Annotated in this window: 14 protein-coding genes; 5 read left to right on the top strand and 9 right to left on the bottom strand. The window is 40.7% G+C overall.

From position 1 onward, the window contains the following. Positions 1-30: 30 nt before the first annotated feature. Positions 31-822, bottom strand: coding sequence for a ParA family protein (locus H6F42_RS20545; protein WP_190401251.1), 792 nt, complete (start codon positions 820-822; stop codon positions 31-33). 186 nt (positions 823-1,008) lie between these two features. On the opposite strand from H6F42_RS20545, the gene H6F42_RS20540 reads away from it, so the two are divergent. After that, entirely contained in the window at positions 1,009-1,335 is a 327-nt protein-coding gene (locus H6F42_RS20540; protein ID WP_190401250.1) for a cupin domain-containing protein, read from the top strand. Here H6F42_RS20540 and H6F42_RS20535 read toward each other — a convergent pair. The 7 genes from H6F42_RS20535 to H6F42_RS20505 all read right to left on the bottom strand — a co-directional run bounded on the left by H6F42_RS20535 (position 1,328) and on the right by H6F42_RS20505 (position 9,973). Then, positions 1,328-1,990, bottom strand: coding sequence for a hypothetical protein (locus H6F42_RS20535; protein WP_190401249.1), 663 nt, complete (start codon positions 1,988-1,990; stop codon positions 1,328-1,330). The genes H6F42_RS20540 and H6F42_RS20535 overlap by 8 nt on opposite strands. A gap of 14 nt (positions 1,991-2,004) precedes the next feature. Then, the gene (locus H6F42_RS20530; protein ID WP_190401248.1) at positions 2,005-2,496 is read right to left on the bottom strand and encodes a hypothetical protein; all 492 of its coding nucleotides are present in this window, start codon (positions 2,494-2,496) and stop codon (positions 2,005-2,007) included. A 96-nt stretch (positions 2,497-2,592) separates the two neighbouring features. After that, positions 2,593-2,898 carry a hypothetical protein gene (locus tag H6F42_RS20525; RefSeq protein ID WP_190401247.1) on the bottom strand — a complete coding sequence of 102 codons (306 nt, stop codon included), beginning with the start codon at positions 2,896-2,898 and terminating at the stop codon, positions 2,593-2,595. 64 nt (positions 2,899-2,962) lie between these two features. Further along, positions 2,963-5,431 carry a CHASE2 domain-containing protein gene (locus H6F42_RS20520; RefSeq protein ID WP_190401246.1) on the bottom strand — a complete coding sequence of 823 codons (2,469 nt, stop codon included), beginning with the start codon at positions 5,429-5,431 and terminating at the stop codon, positions 2,963-2,965. Beyond that, positions 5,432-6,547, bottom strand: coding sequence for a DUF1822 family protein (locus tag H6F42_RS20515; protein WP_190401245.1), 1,116 nt, complete (start codon positions 6,545-6,547; stop codon positions 5,432-5,434). A 109-nt stretch (positions 6,548-6,656) separates the two neighbouring features. Next, a complete protein-coding gene (locus tag H6F42_RS20510) occupies positions 6,657-8,048 on the bottom strand; it encodes a hypothetical protein (RefSeq protein ID WP_190401244.1) in 1,392 nt (463 codons plus the stop codon). Positions 8,049-8,065: 17 nt separating this feature from the next. After that, positions 8,066-9,973: a M48 family metalloprotease gene (locus tag H6F42_RS20505; protein WP_190401243.1), complete on the bottom strand. Its 1,908-nt coding sequence runs from the start codon at positions 9,971-9,973 to the stop codon at positions 8,066-8,068. Positions 9,974-10,208: 235 nt separating this feature from the next. On the opposite strand from H6F42_RS20505, the gene H6F42_RS20500 reads away from it, so the two are divergent. After that, positions 10,209-11,906 (top strand): tetratricopeptide repeat protein, encoded by a 1,698-nt coding sequence (locus H6F42_RS20500; RefSeq protein WP_190401242.1) that lies wholly within the window; start codon positions 10,209-10,211, stop codon positions 11,904-11,906. A 1-nt stretch (position 11,907) separates the two neighbouring features. Then, complete coding sequence (locus H6F42_RS20495) at positions 11,908-12,837, top strand: YrzE family protein (protein WP_190401241.1); 930 nt, start codon at positions 11,908-11,910, stop codon at positions 12,835-12,837. Positions 12,838-12,840: 3 nt separating this feature from the next. Here the strand turns inward: H6F42_RS20495 and H6F42_RS20490 are convergent, their stop codons facing one another. Next, positions 12,841-13,038, bottom strand: coding sequence for a hypothetical protein (locus H6F42_RS20490; protein ID WP_190401240.1), 198 nt, complete (start codon positions 13,036-13,038; stop codon positions 12,841-12,843). 320 nt (positions 13,039-13,358) lie between these two features. On the opposite strand from H6F42_RS20490, the gene H6F42_RS20485 reads away from it, so the two are divergent. Further along, a complete protein-coding gene (locus tag H6F42_RS20485; RefSeq protein WP_190401239.1) occupies positions 13,359-15,296 on the top strand; it encodes a M48 family metallopeptidase in 1,938 nt (645 codons plus the stop codon). Positions 15,297-15,308: 12 nt separating this feature from the next. Next, entirely contained in the window at positions 15,309-17,591 is a 2,283-nt protein-coding gene (locus H6F42_RS20480; protein WP_190401238.1) for a DUF4139 domain-containing protein, read from the top strand.

The raw sequence follows: 17,591 nt of genomic DNA, 5'->3' as shown, positions 1-17,591 counted from the left end.
TTGCGCCGCCCATCCTAACCTTTTGATAATTTAGCCTTTTAATAATTTAATGATGTCTTTGGCGATCGCTTGAAAATCACTGCAAGCAGGATGATTAGGTCGATATTTTTGTAATGGCAATCCATTAGCGCTACAGTTTTTGAATTCAGATGAATCACGGATATGGGGATAGAGTTTGATCCTTAACTGTTCAGTTATTTCTGGTAACTGTTGTAAATATTGTCGATGGATCGCACGACTACTGTCATAGAGGCTCGGTACTAGTCCAAGTATCTGAGGAGAAGGATCGAGTTTGAGATCATCTGTGATAGCGATCGCCCATTCAACTAAATCCGCAACTCCAGAGATAGACTTCATTTCTAGCTGGATCGGCACAAGTAAGCCTGTACTAGCCGCGATCGCGTTCTCACAAATTATGCCCATTGTGGCGGGGCAGTCTAAGATCACCACATCATGACGGAGGGGATGACTTTTTAAGCGATCGGCGAGAGCATATTCGCCTCGGCGGCGAATCACTAGATCGTCGGCTAATCTAGCCATACTCGGATGCCCTTGACAGACTTCAATGTTCGGCATATCCCAAGCAGGAACCAATGTCCAATCGCCTGTAAATTCTTTAGATAAAGCGCCTACTATGGAGGTTTCTGGCGTGGCTGGAGGAAGTCCACAGAAAACATCTAATGCTCGTTGAGGATCGAGATCGATTAATGCAACAGATACTTTATGCTTGTTCAATTCATAGGCGAGGTGGACAGCAAGAGTTGATTTCCCCACTCCTCCTGCATTTGCAACGATTCCAATGATGATTTGTTTTTTGCTCATGTCATTGCCAGCGATGTCGTATTTTAATATACGACATAAAGCCTCAAGAAATTTATAGAGTACGCGAAGTGTGCGCCATAATTTTCCTTGAGTGTTGGATGCTGGATTGGTAGTTATGCGGTGTCGTATTTTAAAATACGACATACTAAGAATTCTTTTCCCATAAATTTTTGGATGTACTTAACCATGCAAAATATCTATGAACTGCCTCAAGTACTAAATCAACTAGAAAAGTTTGAGCAAATTGTTTCTGGTAAAAACATCCAGATTGAGCGCATCATTTCCACAGGACAAACTACTCCCTCTGGACAATGGTATGACCAAACTACCGATGAATGGGTGATTTTACTGCAAGGTGAAGCTGAGCTTTCCTATGCAGACGATTCGAGAATAAAACTAAAAGCAGGAGATTATCTGCTAATTCCCGCCCATACAAAGCATCGTGTGGAATATACCAGTATCGATCCACCTTGTATTTGGCTTGCCGTGCATGGGCAATTTGTCCCTAGCTAATCCAAATCTCGCTTGAATCATAAAACCTTCCTCGTTGCTCAAGTTTGAAATCACCCCAAAGCAACCCTAGCCATATTTCCACGCTTGGTAAAGGCAAAGTAGCTTGTAAATCTATCAAGCGCATAGGAGAAAAGCTATTGGCAATGCAATGCTCGATCGCCTCAACCCAACTCGATACATCCTCAGCATGAGCAGTACTAATCGCTTGTTCAAACTTCTCCTCAAAGCTAAGCAAACTCTCCTGCTCTAAAGATTGAATCAAAACTTCCTTATCAATTGCGCCAACCATCGAATTACCATTTTTTTGCTGCTCAGGAATCTTCCTAGTCAAACTTGGCAACGGCTCAATAAACTGGTCAAAATCAACCACCATCGACTGTCGCACATAGCGATCAAAAGCATCATCAGCCAGGATCGGCTCACCATTTACTGCACGAGAATGTAACTCCTCAAATAAAAAACTAGAGCGATCGCAAAACAAATCCGCAATCTGACATACAGCTTCTCCTGCCACTCGTAACTGCGATCGCGTATCGAGATCAACCAGAGTCAAATCCAAAAGCTTAAACACCTTTGGCAAATTCGCATCTTCAGGAGTCTGTCTTGCCGTTGAAATGACATCCCATAAATCCAACTCAAGCTGTTTAACTTTCATTGTCACACCGAAAATTAATTGGAATGACAAGGACATGGACGCACAGGACAAAGCCAAGGATCGAGACGTTCTTGGCTGGCAAATTTCTTGATTCCATAATTTGACTCTAGCAAAACCAATACTTTCTGCACATAAGTATGCACTTGAGTCGCAACCACTCCCGCACAATGGATCGGCGTAATTTCCGCAAACTTCTCTTGACCTTTCCAGATCTGAACTGCGATCGCATGAATTGGTGTATCAGTTCCTGCTTGTCGGTAAACCACTAGTACAGCCCAAAATACTGAGGCAAATTCATCAGTGTTTACAACTAAGTTCTCATGTGAATTATTACGTTTGCGGGAGCGAATTAGATTATGGCGATCGCGATGACGAGCATAGGAACGGCGACTATAGCAAACCGCAGGATTCCAACAGCGATCGCCCAAATCACCATGTAGTTCTTGAGCTTGAGCAGCCGAAAGCATCGCACATTTTTTACACTTTTCGGGGATACCTTTAGTCATATTTGAGTAATTTTTTGTGACTGTGATCGCTGATGGTTAAATCAAAAGGCGATCGCCACCGTAACAAACCCAGAATGAATACATCTAAACATGAAGCTAGGGAAAACTCTGAAAACTAGAAAAAAGAGCAAGCAGGTTTATGATATCGACCTGAGAATCAGGTCGTCTTGAGAGCTGAAACTTTTCCTGAATAATCTGCGAACTCATAAAAGGTTTACAAATAGCTGTACCTACAATTTTATTGCCATCGGCACTAATAGTTCCAGTGTAAGTGATTGTAGCCAATAAGAAAGTTTGAATAGGTGAAAATTGATTAAAAACAATTTTATCTTTGGTTACAACTCCTGAACTGAAAACATTAAGATAGATGTTAGGACTATTTTGGAATGTCAGTTTTACCATTCCTTGTATCGCTAGTAAGCACTTAGCTATGCACTAATTTTCTTGTTTCACCTGCATATTCAGATTAGCGTAAGAGTTTAGGTAAACAGTAAACGATCGCCACGATCGCAGGAAATACAATTGGCAAAATCAACCCGCCCGAAATATAAATCTCGATACTCGCTAGGGTATATAAGCTCAGGCTTGTAGTTAGTGTAATATAAACCTGTCGGCGCGATTGCGGCTGCCAAGATCCCACCAGAATTGCGCCACCCGCAAGAAATAACAACATCATCCAAGAGTCTGGAATCGGAACGACATAGTGATCGCGCAAAAAATGATGAATCGCATAGGCTTGTACTTCACCGCCCGTATAGGTTTCCCTCTGTCTAGTTAGTGGCGATTGCTGAAGCCAATAATAAATAGCAGTGGGCTGCATAAAGGAATCCTCACCCTGTTTAAATACCCCTGCTTCTGAGTAGTTAGCGGAAATGAGAACAATTTGGGAGTCAGGAATTTGCGGCTTATTTTCTAGCAATTGCCAAGCGGGGATAGTTTGATAAATGCGATCGGGTGGAATCGAAAAATCGACAATCGGATGTAACCAGGATTGGCTGAATTTATCTTGAGCAAAATCTGTAATCGTCAGCATTTGTGCTTTTTGGGAAATTAAGCTGTGGAAAGTCTTACCCTGAAAACGTAGGGTGTCAGATATTTGTGCGAAGAGTGTTTCATTCTCCGCCAAAGGCGATCGCAAGGTTTTAGATTCTCTCACTTTCGCCACTCCTGCTAACAGATAAGAAAAGGGTAACTTTGGGACATCAGCTTGCAATAGGGGCAAATACTGCACCGACATATGAATATGACCATCGATGCTGCCATTTTTGCTAGCAATTTCAGGTAAAGTTTCTAGCCAATCACCTTCACTATAGACAGAAGCCAAAACAAACCAAGTTCCATTTGTGCTGTTTGTTTGGCGCTCGACAGCATTTTGAATGGACTTCCCTAAAATGTGATCGCTAGTGCGATCGCTTTGCCCGTCATCTTTAGCATCCTTACGATTGCGATGGGAGCGATCGAGTAAATAGTCAATGCCGATAACTTTCGCATTTTCGCTGGCAAGGCGATCAACTAATTTGGCTAAATAAGTGCGATCCATTGGATGCGGATCGGCGATCGCCGCTTTTTGTAACGAAGCTTCGTCGATTTGGACTAAAAGAACAGGAGGTGGCTCCTTAGGAATGCGCTGAGTATGTTGGCGATAGATTGCTTGTATCCAAACGCGCCGATCTAACATCCATTCTTGCAAGGGAGGAAATAGGCTAGTTGCTAGCAAAGCACTAATAGCGATCGCCTGTAACGGTGTCGGCAAAACTCGCCTTATAAATGTGTTTATACCTTTCGGTGGGATTTTAAATAGCTGGGCAGCAGGATGACGAAATAAGGAAGGGACGAGATAAACAGATGGAAATGTGAGGTGTTCTTCTTGCAAATACCGACAGGCTTCAAACATTGAAGTATGAGCATCTTTATGTTGCGCCAGATTTTGCAGAAACTGTACTAAAAAGCTCTGGGCGGCTTGATTATGGATCGGTTCACGCATAGCGATCGCTTGCGGGATTCCGACTTTAGAGATTACCCATGTGGCGATCTCTGTACCATTACAGGAGTTAAAAATAGCGATTTGCAAACCACGTTCTCTTGCTTGTAATAGATAGGGTTCTAAATCGCTCATCGTTAATGAACTATTTGGCACAACCATTAACTTTCCTACAGTTAAATTAGTCTGGTCGCTATGTCCTGTAAAAAAGAGAATGTCCCATCCCTGCGGATCGGAGATCGCCTTACAGATTTTCTGCTTTTGATTGATTTCACTATCTGTATCAGCATCCCAACGAATTGTATGGATTTCTGCTAATTTGGAGAGGATCTGCATTGCTTGGCGATCCTGCTGAAAATCTAGCCCTGTCTCATCTCCAAAAATTGCTAATACTCTAGGTCGCTGACGTTGTGGAGACGGTAAAGCTTCCGCACAGGAATAGACTAATCTAGCAACTCTCACGGTATCAATTGAAGCAAATTCATCTTGCAGTTTCCATAGCTCCCAAGGCAGACAGCGTAACTCTTCAGAGCAGGAAATCAGAAGATCGATATGGATTGAACTAGTATTCGTTGATTGAGATTGCGTGGATACGAAACGAGACGATCGCTTGATCTCTTCCCATAGTTCATAAAGCTCAGGGCTACGCAGCCAAAAGTTAAACTCACGAATTAATTTCTCTTCTGCTTCGCGCAATTTCTCATACCAATCCACATTAGAAACTGAGAAACTTCCGCTACCCTGTACCCGTCCTCGCAAGGATTTATTAATAGAAATATGATTATAGTAGTTGAGATAGGCAAGCTGCCATTCACGATAGCTAGTAGCTAAGTTTTCCGAATAGGCGATCGCCACTAAAGGCAAGCGCTGATTATTTCCCCATTTCAAAAGAAATCGGCAATGCTTGGCGATCTTCTCAACTTCAAGATAGTAAGTTAAAGGGTAAGTCGGCATTTAGAAGGCATTGGGGGAAAATGCAAAAGCAGGTAAAGTTAACATAACACCACTGGGCAAAGAAATCGAGACTGAAAATAGTTCATCGTAATAGCCTGTAACCACAGCATAGAGATAGCGATCGCTACTAGAGATCTCTAGTCGTTTATCCACCAGAACTTGCTGTTGATCGCGAATTTGCATTCTTACTCCATAGGGAATCGTACCAACCGTTTGCGAGCCGAGAACAAACAATATTGACCATTCAGGATTTTCGGTATCATTACGCTCAGTCCAAACAGTTGCAAATAGTCGTAAATGGCGATCGCCAAGCTGAAATTCTTGATAAGCTGATCTCGCATCAGGGGGAACCTCAACAGTCAGACGGGCTAATTCACTAATGACTGTTTGCATTTCCATTTCAGGAGAATACATGACTAGGGAACGCATTGCTGATGCAGAGGGTTGCCATGCTGGTAATAAGCTCCAAGCCAAGTTTTGGGCAATATCATCCAGTTGCTCTTGAAGCCATAGCCCTGTATTGAGAATTAGCTCAGTGATATTCGCTTGAGGTGCTTCCGCGATCGCCTCTGTCTTAGTTTCGAGGACTGGCTCTAAATGTTGGAGATAAAGTAATAAGCGCTCAGGTTCAGAGTCAAATAGAGATAATGGTACTTGATAAGTATTCTCCATGCGATCGCTTTCTAATTTGGCAACATCTCTGACTAATTGAGCATAAGGACTAAATCCTAAAATTAATGCTTGCTCAATTTCTTCTTGGATCTCCACAATTACTATAAAGGAATTGCCCAACCAACTTTCAGGTTTAGATTGATTATTAGGAAGTTGAAGAATCTCTAGAGGGATTTCGACAAAATCACATGATGATTGCGTAATTGCTAGAGCATGGATAGTAAAGCCATGAACTTGCAGACACTGGAAATTTGTGATTTCCGTAAGATAATTTGGTAAGCGATCGCGCAACCATTCCTCTACACTCAAATAGGCGATCGCATCTAAATAAGCTTGCCACTGATTCTTAACAGTACTGGTCTGAGATAAAGCGATCGCTTGACGAATCGTTTCTGGAGACAAAGCGATCGCTTCGAGTGGGATTGCGTCAAATTCGCTAATCATAGGAGTTCCCCCCGATCTGAGAAGATTGATTGTCTTCATTATGTTGTTTATCTATTCTAACTTGTTGTCTATTCATAGCGCTAGTTTGTTAACAGTTATGCAAAAGGATTTAGCATTTATGAACTCTCTGTAAATACTTACAAAGCTTGATTGCAAAGCGACTGCGGAGAGGAATTCCCTTACTCTTAATACTTTCAGCCTCGGCTCGTTCCATTTCCTCCTCAACTAACTCTTGTAAAACAACTTCTAATTTACGATCTAATTCACTTAATTGTGAAGGAAGCGTATAGAACTTGGCTAGCTCGATCACTTGCTCTTTCAATCCACCTAACATCTCTCGGCGCACGTCCGATCTCAACTCCTTTAATTTCAACAAGCGCGTCACCTGATATTGAGCCTCTAACCCAACCGCAGTCGCAATTTCCGCCATTGGTTGCCCGTGACAGTGAAATAAACTCAGTCCTGTTAGAAAATTATTTGCACTGTGGGGCGATCGCTGTTTGAGTTTGCTATGGCGAATATCAGTAACTTTGGCGATCGCATTCTCTAAGCTTTGCTCAAATTGTTGGCGATAGGCGGCTAGGAAAGCAAAAGGCTCTTGTTCATCGTCAGTTCGATCTAATAACTTCTCAGGATTAATTGTAAGATTTGGCTGATCGAGGGAAACCTGACGGGATTTGCCACCTCTTGCTTGAATGCGATATTGGCGCAACTTGTTTGCTATCTCTTGCAATTGATACAAAATGCTATTTGGATCAAGATTTTCTGCAAAATTTGTAGCTAAATATGTACTGATTTTCTGTAGCTGCTCACTTGTGGGTGGAGGACATTGACCTTTTGTTCCACTTAACTTTGATCGCAATCGATCTGCTCTATAGATAGCATGATAGGCTTCTAGTAGGTTTTTTGCCTGTTGAATGGAATATTGTGCAGTTTGATGGAACTCTGTATAAATGCGCTCTAATTGCTTCGGTGATGTATCGTTGAGAATCGCCCAATCACTAATTAGGTAAATGCCATGCTCTAGCAAAAAACCATGTAGTTCACGATTTTGCTTAACTTTGCGGCTTGTCCATGTCGCTAGATTACTTCGTTCTGGCTCAAAGCTATTGAGGATGTCACGAGCTACGGAGATAAAGGTATTTTGGATTGGTTGGCGATTGCGTGGTATTTCAAGTACATCATTCAGTACAAACACTAATAAATCCTTATGTCTAAAACCGCGATCAGTTCCAAACTGGTTTGCGATCTGATAACAAGTTTGTTCGATTTGATTGGAAATAAAACACCGCAAGCAAATTTCGGCTTGGGATTCACCATTTTTCGACAATTGCCATAGCTGCCTTTGAACTTGTAAATCTGTTAAATCAGCAACAGCATCAAGAGCATCTGTTACAGGAAATTGCTGCAAGAAAAATTCTCTAGCATTAGCGATCGTTTCGCGAATGCATAGCCCTGTTGCCTTTAACCTCACAAATTGCCAATAATGGCTTGCTTTCATAACTATATTGTTCTATTTTAATAAAGGCGAATTTTTGATTTAGGGATGCGAGATAAAACTCGTTTTAGATTCCATTTAGATAAGTTAAGATGAACGATATGTAATTCCTTAATAAACTCCAAGTCAGAATAAAGAGCGTGAAACAATTCTCGATCTCTTTCTTCTGCATACTCATCGTACAAAATTTTCTTTCTGACAATACCTAGAACATATAAAGGTTTTTCAGGGAAATATTTGAGATCTTTTTGAACTATATACGCTTCTTGCATTTGAGAAAAATCTGATAATTTGTTGGATAGAGATTTCAGTACATTATTTGCTAAATTATGGGGTATGAAATTATCTTGAGCTTTAATAATCGAACGTTCTTCTTGATCTAATAAAAGTAATTGATAATGGCGATTACCTCTATCTCTATAGAAATCTGCTGCTTTAAAATTTCTAGTTTGCCTCATAAAACTCCGTAGAATCTCACAACCTGAGACAACTTTTGTATAATCTTCCTCCATTGCTATTTCCATATGTGACACCCCTTGCTCGTCTCCTTGCTCTAAGAAAATATTTCCAATTGCATAATTAGCTTCTGAATTTTTAGGGTCGATATCAAGAACTACTCTAAACTTGGAAATTGCCTCTTCTTTCCCTTTAAAATCAAGTATTAAACTAGCTAGTTCTAATGCTTTATCAATTGTTAATGATGCGTTCTTAGTTTGTCTCTCTAAATGTTCGATACGCATCTGTAATTCTTGAGATTCTTGATACCATGCATACCATTGGACAGATATTTTAGACTGCCATTGCGCATTAAAATGGTTTATGTATGATTCTAGATCGCTATTAAAAAAAAGAGATTGTGCAGCGTTAGTTTGGGAAGATTCAGGGACTATTAAATCACCTTGATCTAATGGATCGTAACCTATGTTTGTGAGCCGTTCCGATAGACAAGGATGAGTATCTGTATAATTTGTGTTTGAATCTAAGGCTAAATCAAGAAATTTGAGTTTATTTTCAATTGAAAAATCTGTAGACAAGGAGTTGAGTAAGTTTGTATAAACTGTATTAGGAGTTAAATTTTGCTGATGCGATCGCTTGTATAAGTCTTTCCAAAAATGATTTGTAAGATATCTACTATTAATTTCAAGGCTAATTAAGGCTTCAGCGATATTCTTGGTTCCTGTGATTTCTACAGCATAGCGATCAGCTTCATACTCGTCAGATCTGGCAAGTACAAATGAATAGGCATATAAAAAAGGAGCATACCAATTTAAAAATATATTGATGAGAAATGTAGAACCTTTACTGGTTACTTGAAGCTTTTCCCATACTTGATACCAAGTTTGTCGGATTAGGTATATTTGACTTCTTTGCTTACTATGCTTATTAGATAAATGTCCAAGTTCATGGGCTACTACTGCTCGAAACTGCTCTAATGATAAAGTAAACATTAAAGGGAGTCCCAATAGTAGATAGTTCTCTTGAAACATTAAAAAGCTTGGTAATTGTACTACTCCAGCATTTAATTCTGCTGTTAAGAGAAGGTGATCGCATTTGGGAGCTTTTAATGTTGACGTTAGGTCATCAATGAATTGGAATAGTTTTGGAGCATTGCTCCGATTCATTTCTATCCCTTTGGGTTTAGAAAAATAGGTTTTCAGAGACATCAAAATGATCGTGGCAAAAGTAAATGGGATAGCTGCAAAACCAATATAAAAAATGTTGATACTTGACGAGGATGATTGCAGAGGAAAGAATAACCCAAAGTAAGTTGAACTTATCGATAATCCAATTAAAAAAACAATTAGAAAAATTACATAGGCATATCCTACATTTGCAAGCAGTTTTACCCGAAACTTATATTGATTGGGGTGTTGACGAGCAAACTGCTCAAGATCTTTTATAAGTTTCTCAAATTGCGCTTTGGACATATTCATCGCAGTACCTCCTTTTGGGATAAGTCAAAGAAATAAGTAAAAAACTATTAATACTCGTTTCCAGTACTTATATCTGAATATTAACGAGCTATGCACTACAACAGGACTAAAGCTAAATATTCCTTACTGCATAGCTTTTAATTACTTAGAGTTATCTATCTTACAAATCTACATTGTCTGCCTAATTACTTCTAGTCATCTCCCAAAAACCGCATTATAGGTGAATTTCATGACACTATTTTGGGGCTTCTTTATTTCAGTATCACCTGCGATCGCGATTCTTTGTTACTTCTATGAATGCGATCGCAGTCGTGGTGAATCCTATCAAGACAAGCTAAAAGCATTTTTGATGGGCTTTGCCTGCATAATTCCTGCGGGTTTTATCGAGGGACTTGGTGCCTATTTCTTTTCTGGAAATAAGATGTCTGATTACTTCGGTCACATGAATGATATGACGAGTACTCCTACATTCTCTTTGCCAGAAGTTTTACTAGGCGGGTTTGTGCTTTCAGCGATGGTGGAAGAGAGTCTCAAACTATGGATTTTATTAGCTGTATTTAGAAAGAGCGAATCTTTCAAGTCCAGAATCAATATTATCATGCTGACAGTTTGCATAGGCTTGGGCTTTGCCAGTATTGAGAACGTTATGTACGTGTTTACGCTCTATAGCAAAATGGGTCACACGATCGCTCAGGCTAGAGCTTTTATGAGTTTGCCAATGCACGCGATCGCTGCCCTAGTCATGGGTAGTATCCTCGCTCAGACAACAACTGAGACTAAACATCACAAATGGATAGCAATCAAAGCTCTCCTAGCCGCAATTCTCTTGCATGGAACCTATAACTCTTTACTGTTCATGCACACCTGGCTTAGTGGGTTGCTTGTCTTGATTGGTCAAGGGCTTAGTATTTTTTATGCAATTCGATATTTTAAAAATCTCCAACCTCACCTTTCAACAAAGGAAACATCGCGCAAATCTAGCAGGACTTGGTGGCAATTGCCCTCCCATTCTCCATTGTTTTGGATAACGGCAGTTGCCGCAGTGATCGCTTCCAGTTATTGGATTCCCCAAAGCCTCGGTCAAGTGGCAGGAAGGAAAAGTACTGGTTATCAATCCTTTGTTAGCAATGACGAAAATGCAATTTCTCAAGTCCAATTCAAATATCGAAATGGTGATTATACGGGGGTAATTTCTGACTGCGATCGCATTCTCAGCAAGAATCCCCGAAATGCTAAAGCTTATCTCTATCAAGGACTTGCCTATTATGGACTCAATAATTTGGAGCGAGCGATTGAAAGTTATAGCCGCGCAATTGAAATTGATTCCGAGTATGCATTAGCGTATTACAATCGCGCCGAGGCGTACTTCTATCAAAAAAATTACACCCTAGCTTTAGCAGACTATGATCTTGCCATTCGAGCTAAAGGAGACTTGGGAAGTAAAGGCAATAAACGTCTTGCTGATATCTATGCAAATCGTGGCGATGCATTAGGACGTTTAGGCAGATTTTCAGAAGCCTTAGCTTCAGCCGATCGCGCGATTGAAATCGATTCTCAGTATGAGTTTGCATGGTATATCCGTAGCTTGGCATTGGCATATCTTAATCGAAAGCAAGAAGCTTTAAAAGCAGTAGATACTGCGCTCCAGTTCGCCAATTATGCATATATTTGGCATCATCGAGGTGATCTTATGTATGAGCTACAAAGGTATCCTGAGGCGATCGCTTCATACGAAAAAGCCGTACAAATCGATCCTCAATACGCTCGCTCTATGTATAGTCGAGGCTTAGTTTTAGCAGAACTAGGACGCGATCGCGAAGCGCTAACTGCTTATAACCAAGCTCTAGCCCTATATCCAGATTGGCAAGTCGTAAAAGCATCTAAACAGCAAATTCTCAATAAACTAAAACAAAAAGGAGCTATCTAAAATGACAGAAACCATTCCACTTAAGCAACAAGCCCAAGGCGGCGATCCTCAAGCGATCGCTACTTTAATGAATCGCTCCTTTAATCGGCGAGGCGTAACTGCCTTTGTCACAACTAAAGGCAATTGCTTACAAATTTTATTGGAATCATCTGTAGTTCCCAGCCAATCAACATTCGTTTCGATGATTTGGATGGGTGTGCATAAATTAGAGATTCCCAATATTCATAGTTTAGAGATCTACGGGAAACAATTGGGAAATGAGATCCCAAGTTGGAGTCAAAAAGTAACTCTCGATAAGGCAATAGTCGATCAACAATATCAAGAAGATACTATGCACACACATCTCAATACAAACTCCATAAAGGAAAATAGTGATTTGAGGGTAACACCTTTGAAAGATATTTCTAAGGTGTTACCCGTAGAACCTCCAAAAAATATAGATAAAAATCTAGATATTAAAAATACTGGAGATGTCAGCAAATCCCATTTTTTGCACCAATTGCTAGGGCGATTTAATATCCGCTCAGCCGCCTATGGATTTTTAATGGATGTAATTGGTTCGGAATGTTCTTCATTTCTGCTGACAATGATTTTTAGTTTTATACTGGCCATGCAGGGCAAAAATTACTATCAAATTCAGACCGAGCTTTCTAACAATTATTTTTCGATCATATATGCATCGTTAGGATTACTCTTTTCGGGTGCAGGAGGCTTTCTGGCTGCCCACTGTGCTAAGCATGATCGAATTCTCAATTCTGCACTTGCGGGAGTGATATCAACTAGTTTTGGATGCCTGATGACCTATACAAACCCACAATCCATTCCACCAAGTTCATTACAAACTATGTCACTCCTACTCACGATACCTGTAGCGATCGCAGGCGGTTGTATTAGACAAGCTTCGCTCAAAAAGCAGATGCGGACGATATAAATATCATCTACTTCCTTTTGGGCGAGGCAGATGCGGATTGCCATTGTGATAAATCGAAGAGGTGATCGAAAAACTTCTAAATAATTTTGATGAACTACTTTGTTCGTGCATAGAATTTGTCGCGATCGCCCCTAAGGGACTGCTAAATAATGTGGCGATCGTCACTAACGCGATGAATCCTTTTTCTGAGAAGTGGCGCATATTTTTTCCTCAACTGATATCTAACAGATTGCCGAAAAAAATGAATTTAAAAGGCTCATTTATGGACTCAGTTTTTGACTCACCTGTTGAGATTACAGGTATAGCCAAGCTTTGGAGATTCTATAAACAAAACGAATTCACTTTACGCACTTGTCACTTCTCAAACCAGATCTTACGCAGATAGTTACAAAAGTTTACAATTTTCGAAATAGCAAGCATTAATTCTAAAATTATTTTTTGCTGTGTTTGAAGAAAATGCATACTTTGCGATCGCCTAGAGATATTGATCAAACTAGAGCAATATATATGTTCATAAAGTTATGACTCAAGAGAAATTTGACGATTTAATAAAGCAGTTAGAAGCTTACTCGCAGCAATATCCACATATGTATAAATTGCGCGTAGCAGCATTAGCGGCTTATGGTTATGTATATATTTTTGCTGCAATTATATTTTTGTTAGGCACTTCAATTTTGATTGCCACAATAGCTGTTAAAGGACACCTCGTTAACAAATTAACAGGATGGCTTTTTGCAATATTTATCGTGCCAACATTTATACTTTTGCGATCGTTGTGGGTGGCATTTCCCGCGCCTACTGGAACTGAGCTAAAGCGAAAGCAAGTTCCCGAACTTTTTGCGTTGATTAATCGCTTGACTAAATCCCTACAAGCCCCGAACTTTCATCAGATTCTACTTACTTCAGACTTTAATGCCTGTGTGGTACAGAATCCTCGTCTAGGTATCTTCGGTTGGCAACAAAACTATTTAATTCTTGGTTTACCATTGATGCAAGCTTTATCACCAGAACAGTTTCAAGCCGTTTTAGCCCATGAAATTGGACATCTATCGGGAAATCATAGTCACTTTGCAGGATGGATTTATCGCGTTCGCAAAACTTGGATGCAAATTTTAGAACGCTTTCAAGCCGAGCAGGGATCTGAATTTGTCGCTCTTAGTTTCTATGGTTTTATCAATTGGTATTCTCCATTATTAAATGCTTATTCCTTTGTATTAGCTAGAGCTAACGAGTATGAAGCTGATCGTTGTGCGGCAAAAGCCGTTGGCAATCGCCATACAGCCGAAGCTTTAATTTCAGTTAATGTCAAAGGTCGGTATGTTGATGAAGCCTATTGGAAAAACATTTTTCAAAAAGTAAATGATTGTCCCGAACCTCCTACTTCAGCATTTATAGAACTTGGGCAAACTCTCCAAGGTCAACTTGATACAGCGATCCATCAAAAGTTTTTAGAGCGATCTCTAGCCCTAAAAACTGATAACAGTGATACGCATCCTTGTTTGCTCGATCGGTTGCAAGCTTTAGGATTTACTTCGACATCGTTACCTGATGTGGGCTTCCTTCCCGTCACATCGGCACAAAAATTTCTTGGTAACGCCCTAGTCGATTTGACTGAAAAATTTGATCGAGATTGGTATTCCAAAATCGAATCATCATGGAAAGATCGCTTTACCTATATTCAATGCATTCGCACTTCGCTTCAAACTATTGAAGAAAAAGTAAAAACTGAAGAGCTAAACATTACCGATGCATGGAATCGAGCCTTATGGACTAGCGAAATTATGGGGGATCGCGAAGCTTTGCCCCTCGCTCATAATGTAATTGCGATGCAAGCAGATCATGCGGGTGCGAATTATCTGGTCGGAAGAGTGCTACTTGAAGATAAAAATCCACAAGGTATCGAGCATTTAGAATTGGGAATGAAGGGAGATGTCGATATTGTTTTACCGAGTTGCGAATTAATCTACGGATTTTTTAAACAACAGGGTAAAAATGGGGAGGCGCAGAAATATCGCCAAAAGATAGAGGTTCATTACCAAACGGTTTATTTAGCACAACAAGAGAGGGAAATGGTAAGCTGCTTTGATGCTCTTATAAATCACGATCTTTCGCAAGAAGAGATTAGTAAATTGCGACGACAATTAGCTCTTTACAAAGATATCGAATCTGCTTATCTCGTTCGCAAGCATTTAATCCATTTTCCTGAAAAGCCCATGTACGTTTTAGCAATTAAATGCAAGCATTCTTTCTGGACAAAGTTTCGTTTGAGTTCTAGAGCTTTAAAGAAAGAAGGCAAAGCGATCGCTAAAATCGTCAAGGAAGTTCAGTTTAAATGTTATACATATGTAACTGTCTTTGCATCTGACAATAGTTTCAATAAAGAAGAATTTAGATATGTACTTTCAGAAGATTATTTAAAGAAAGTCGCCGAACAATCAATTTATCAATCCCAACCCTAAACCTAAAAAACTATGTCAATTGTTCAGCTTACCTCCAAAATTGATAAGGCGAAAGTATATGCTCAAGGCTCAACTGTGACTCGCTTGGCAAGTCTGTCGGCGATTTCATGGCAAAGCGAAAGCATTGAAGTGGAGATTATAGGATTGCCTCTAGCCATAGATGATGCCAGCGTGCGCGTGCGCGTTGAATCTAGTGCAGCGAACGAAAATGTGAGTGCTGATTTTGTAGCTGATAGGGTAATAGTGGCAGATGTAAGGGTTGGCTTAAGTGTCTCACCACCGCCCGAAGTCTCGTTGTCATCGCTAGAAGCAGTAATCCAAACCGCTAAAGCAGAGGTTGATCGCCTAGAGGATTTGAGGAGCGCGATCGATTTAGAAATCCTGATTTTGAATGAGTTGCACGTCCCTGATCGCCCCATCGGTGAAGAAGGCAAAACACCACCACCATCGCCAACAGGAGCAAGACTAGCCTTAGCAAATTTTAAGGACGAACAAAAGCAACTCCGCGTTTTAGAAAAGCGGGAGCTACAAGAAAAATTACGCAAGGCTCAAGAACATCTCGCCGACCTTCAACAGCAACAATTTCTTGCCTCCAATGCTAATGTTGCCAAAGAACACGAACTCCGCAAAACCATTATTGCGCGTCTCCATGTTGGCAATATCCAAACCCCAGCGCTGCCCTCCCCTGACAACCTGCAACTGGTGGTGGAGTATTTTATCGATGGCGCAAGGTGGACTCCTACCTATGTTTGCCGCCTCAATAGTGCTACCAATACCGCCGCGATCGCTGTGCGAGCATTGATAGCTCAGCGTACAGGGGAAGATTGGAATGGCGTAAAGATCGAGCTTTCTACAGCCACGCCTACGGGTTGGTGCGAATTGCCCGAATTACCTTCTTTACGCTTAGGGCGATCGCAAACTTTGCCGCGTAAAAAGGCTTGGCGCAATCCTCCTAAAGGTGCAGAACTTCTCTTTGAAGACTACGATCACCAAAAACAGTTTCAAGACAACGAACAGGTTGTGCAGTTGAGCGATCTAACGGGTGAACCCATGGAGATACCAACTATTAATCAATTAATAGGTATACCAAAATTTCCATTTTTTAAACGGATAGTCACCCACTTAGAAAGGAGAGAAGAGCTATCTTTCTCTGAATTAGAGACATTGCTGGGGGAGGTTTCTAAACCTGCATCAGCCGTTAATGATAGTTTTGACGACATGGAAACTATGATGATAACCGCCTCATTTAGCAAAAATGTTGCACCTCAGGGAGGAGAGAGATCTGCATCTCCTAAATCCCCAATGATGGTTAGGAGTATAGGTAGTCAGGCAGTAAGGATGGCTCCTCAAGCGGATGAATATAGAGGTAGAGGCGGTGATCCAATTCCCGAACCGATTTTTGATCCTAGTGCAGATATTAAAAATTATGGACTAATGCGTTTAGCGGAACCTAGCAACACTAGACAACGCGGAAAGCTGAGTATTCCTAATCCTAGAACGCTCTATTTAGAATCCCTTCTGCGTTGGCAGATGAAAGTTAATTTTGAAATCGAGACAGTCTTACAAACGGCTTTTGATCGCACTTTTTGTAATCAAGTCCTCCCACGTTTTGGCTCAAGCAATATTCGCAAGGAAGTTGGTAATTTTGACTTTGTTTATCTAGGTACTGGACGGATTGATGTGCCTTCCGATGGTCAATATCATTCTGTTGCTCTATTGCAAGAGAATGCGGAAATTGATATTCGCTATATCGTCGTACCTAGAGAAGATGCCAATGTCTTTCGTATTGCCCAACTCCGCAATCCTCTGAATGCACCATTGCTTTTAGGACTTGCCGACATCTATGTGGATGGACAATATATTCTCTCAAAGACAATCGCAACAGTGCCACCGAGAGGGCAAATGGAATTAGCTTTGGGTGTAGAGCAGTCAATTAAGGTTGCTCGTAATACCTCTTTCAAAGAAGTGCGATCGGGTATGAGTCTTGTGTCCTTTAATGAACTGCGTCACAGCATTCATATTGCGATCGCCAATCGTATGGGTAGAGTCGCTAAAATCGAAGTCCGCGAACGTATCCCCATCCCGCAACCTGATGCAAAGGTTGATGTCAGTGTCACCCAAGTAACCCCCCCATGGGAAAAATACGAGCAACAAGAACGGAATACACCAATCAAAGGTGGTTATCGCTGGCAAATCGAAGTTCCCGCAGGTGGTGAAAGGGAATTAATCGCTGATTACACCATCAAAACTTTTGTAGAAAATGAACTAGTTAACGGTAATCGGAGAGAGGAATAG

The organism is Pseudanabaena sp. FACHB-1998, from assembly GCF_014696355.1.
Lineage (GTDB): Bacteria > Cyanobacteriota > Cyanobacteriia > Pseudanabaenales > Pseudanabaenaceae > Pseudanabaena.
Note: the sequence above shows the minus strand (reverse complement) of the source record. Positions and strands in the feature narration are given on the sequence as shown.

Excerpts from the sequence above, each read along its gene's own strand:
- H6F42_RS20545 (WP_190401251.1), bottom strand. The coding sequence starts at position 822 with ATGAGCAAAAAACAAATCATCATTGGAATCGTTGCAAATGCAGGAGGA.
- H6F42_RS20540 (WP_190401250.1), top strand. The coding sequence starts at position 1,009 with ATGCAAAATATCTATGAACTGCCTCAAGTACTAAATCAACTAGAAAAG.
- H6F42_RS20535 (WP_190401249.1), bottom strand. The coding sequence starts at position 1,990 with ATGAAAGTTAAACAGCTTGAGTTGGATTTATGGGATGTCATTTCAACG.
- H6F42_RS20530 (WP_190401248.1), bottom strand. The coding sequence starts at position 2,496 with ATGACTAAAGGTATCCCCGAAAAGTGTAAAAAATGTGCGATGCTTTCG.
- H6F42_RS20525 (WP_190401247.1), bottom strand. The coding sequence starts at position 2,898 with ATGGTAAAACTGACATTCCAAAATAGTCCTAACATCTATCTTAATGTT.
- H6F42_RS20520 (WP_190401246.1), bottom strand. The coding sequence starts at position 5,431 with ATGCCGACTTACCCTTTAACTTACTATCTTGAAGTTGAGAAGATCGCC.
- H6F42_RS20515 (WP_190401245.1), bottom strand. The coding sequence starts at position 6,547 with ATGATTAGCGAATTTGACGCAATCCCACTCGAAGCGATCGCTTTGTCT.
- H6F42_RS20510 (WP_190401244.1), bottom strand. The coding sequence starts at position 8,048 with ATGAAAGCAAGCCATTATTGGCAATTTGTGAGGTTAAAGGCAACAGGG.
- H6F42_RS20505 (WP_190401243.1), bottom strand. The coding sequence starts at position 9,973 with ATGTCCAAAGCGCAATTTGAGAAACTTATAAAAGATCTTGAGCAGTTT.
- H6F42_RS20500 (WP_190401242.1), top strand. The coding sequence starts at position 10,209 with ATGACACTATTTTGGGGCTTCTTTATTTCAGTATCACCTGCGATCGCG.
- H6F42_RS20495 (WP_190401241.1), top strand. The coding sequence starts at position 11,908 with ATGACAGAAACCATTCCACTTAAGCAACAAGCCCAAGGCGGCGATCCT.
- H6F42_RS20490 (WP_190401240.1), bottom strand. The coding sequence starts at position 13,038 with ATGCGCCACTTCTCAGAAAAAGGATTCATCGCGTTAGTGACGATCGCC.
- H6F42_RS20485 (WP_190401239.1), top strand. The coding sequence starts at position 13,359 with ATGACTCAAGAGAAATTTGACGATTTAATAAAGCAGTTAGAAGCTTAC.
- H6F42_RS20480 (WP_190401238.1), top strand. The coding sequence starts at position 15,309 with ATGTCAATTGTTCAGCTTACCTCCAAAATTGATAAGGCGAAAGTATAT.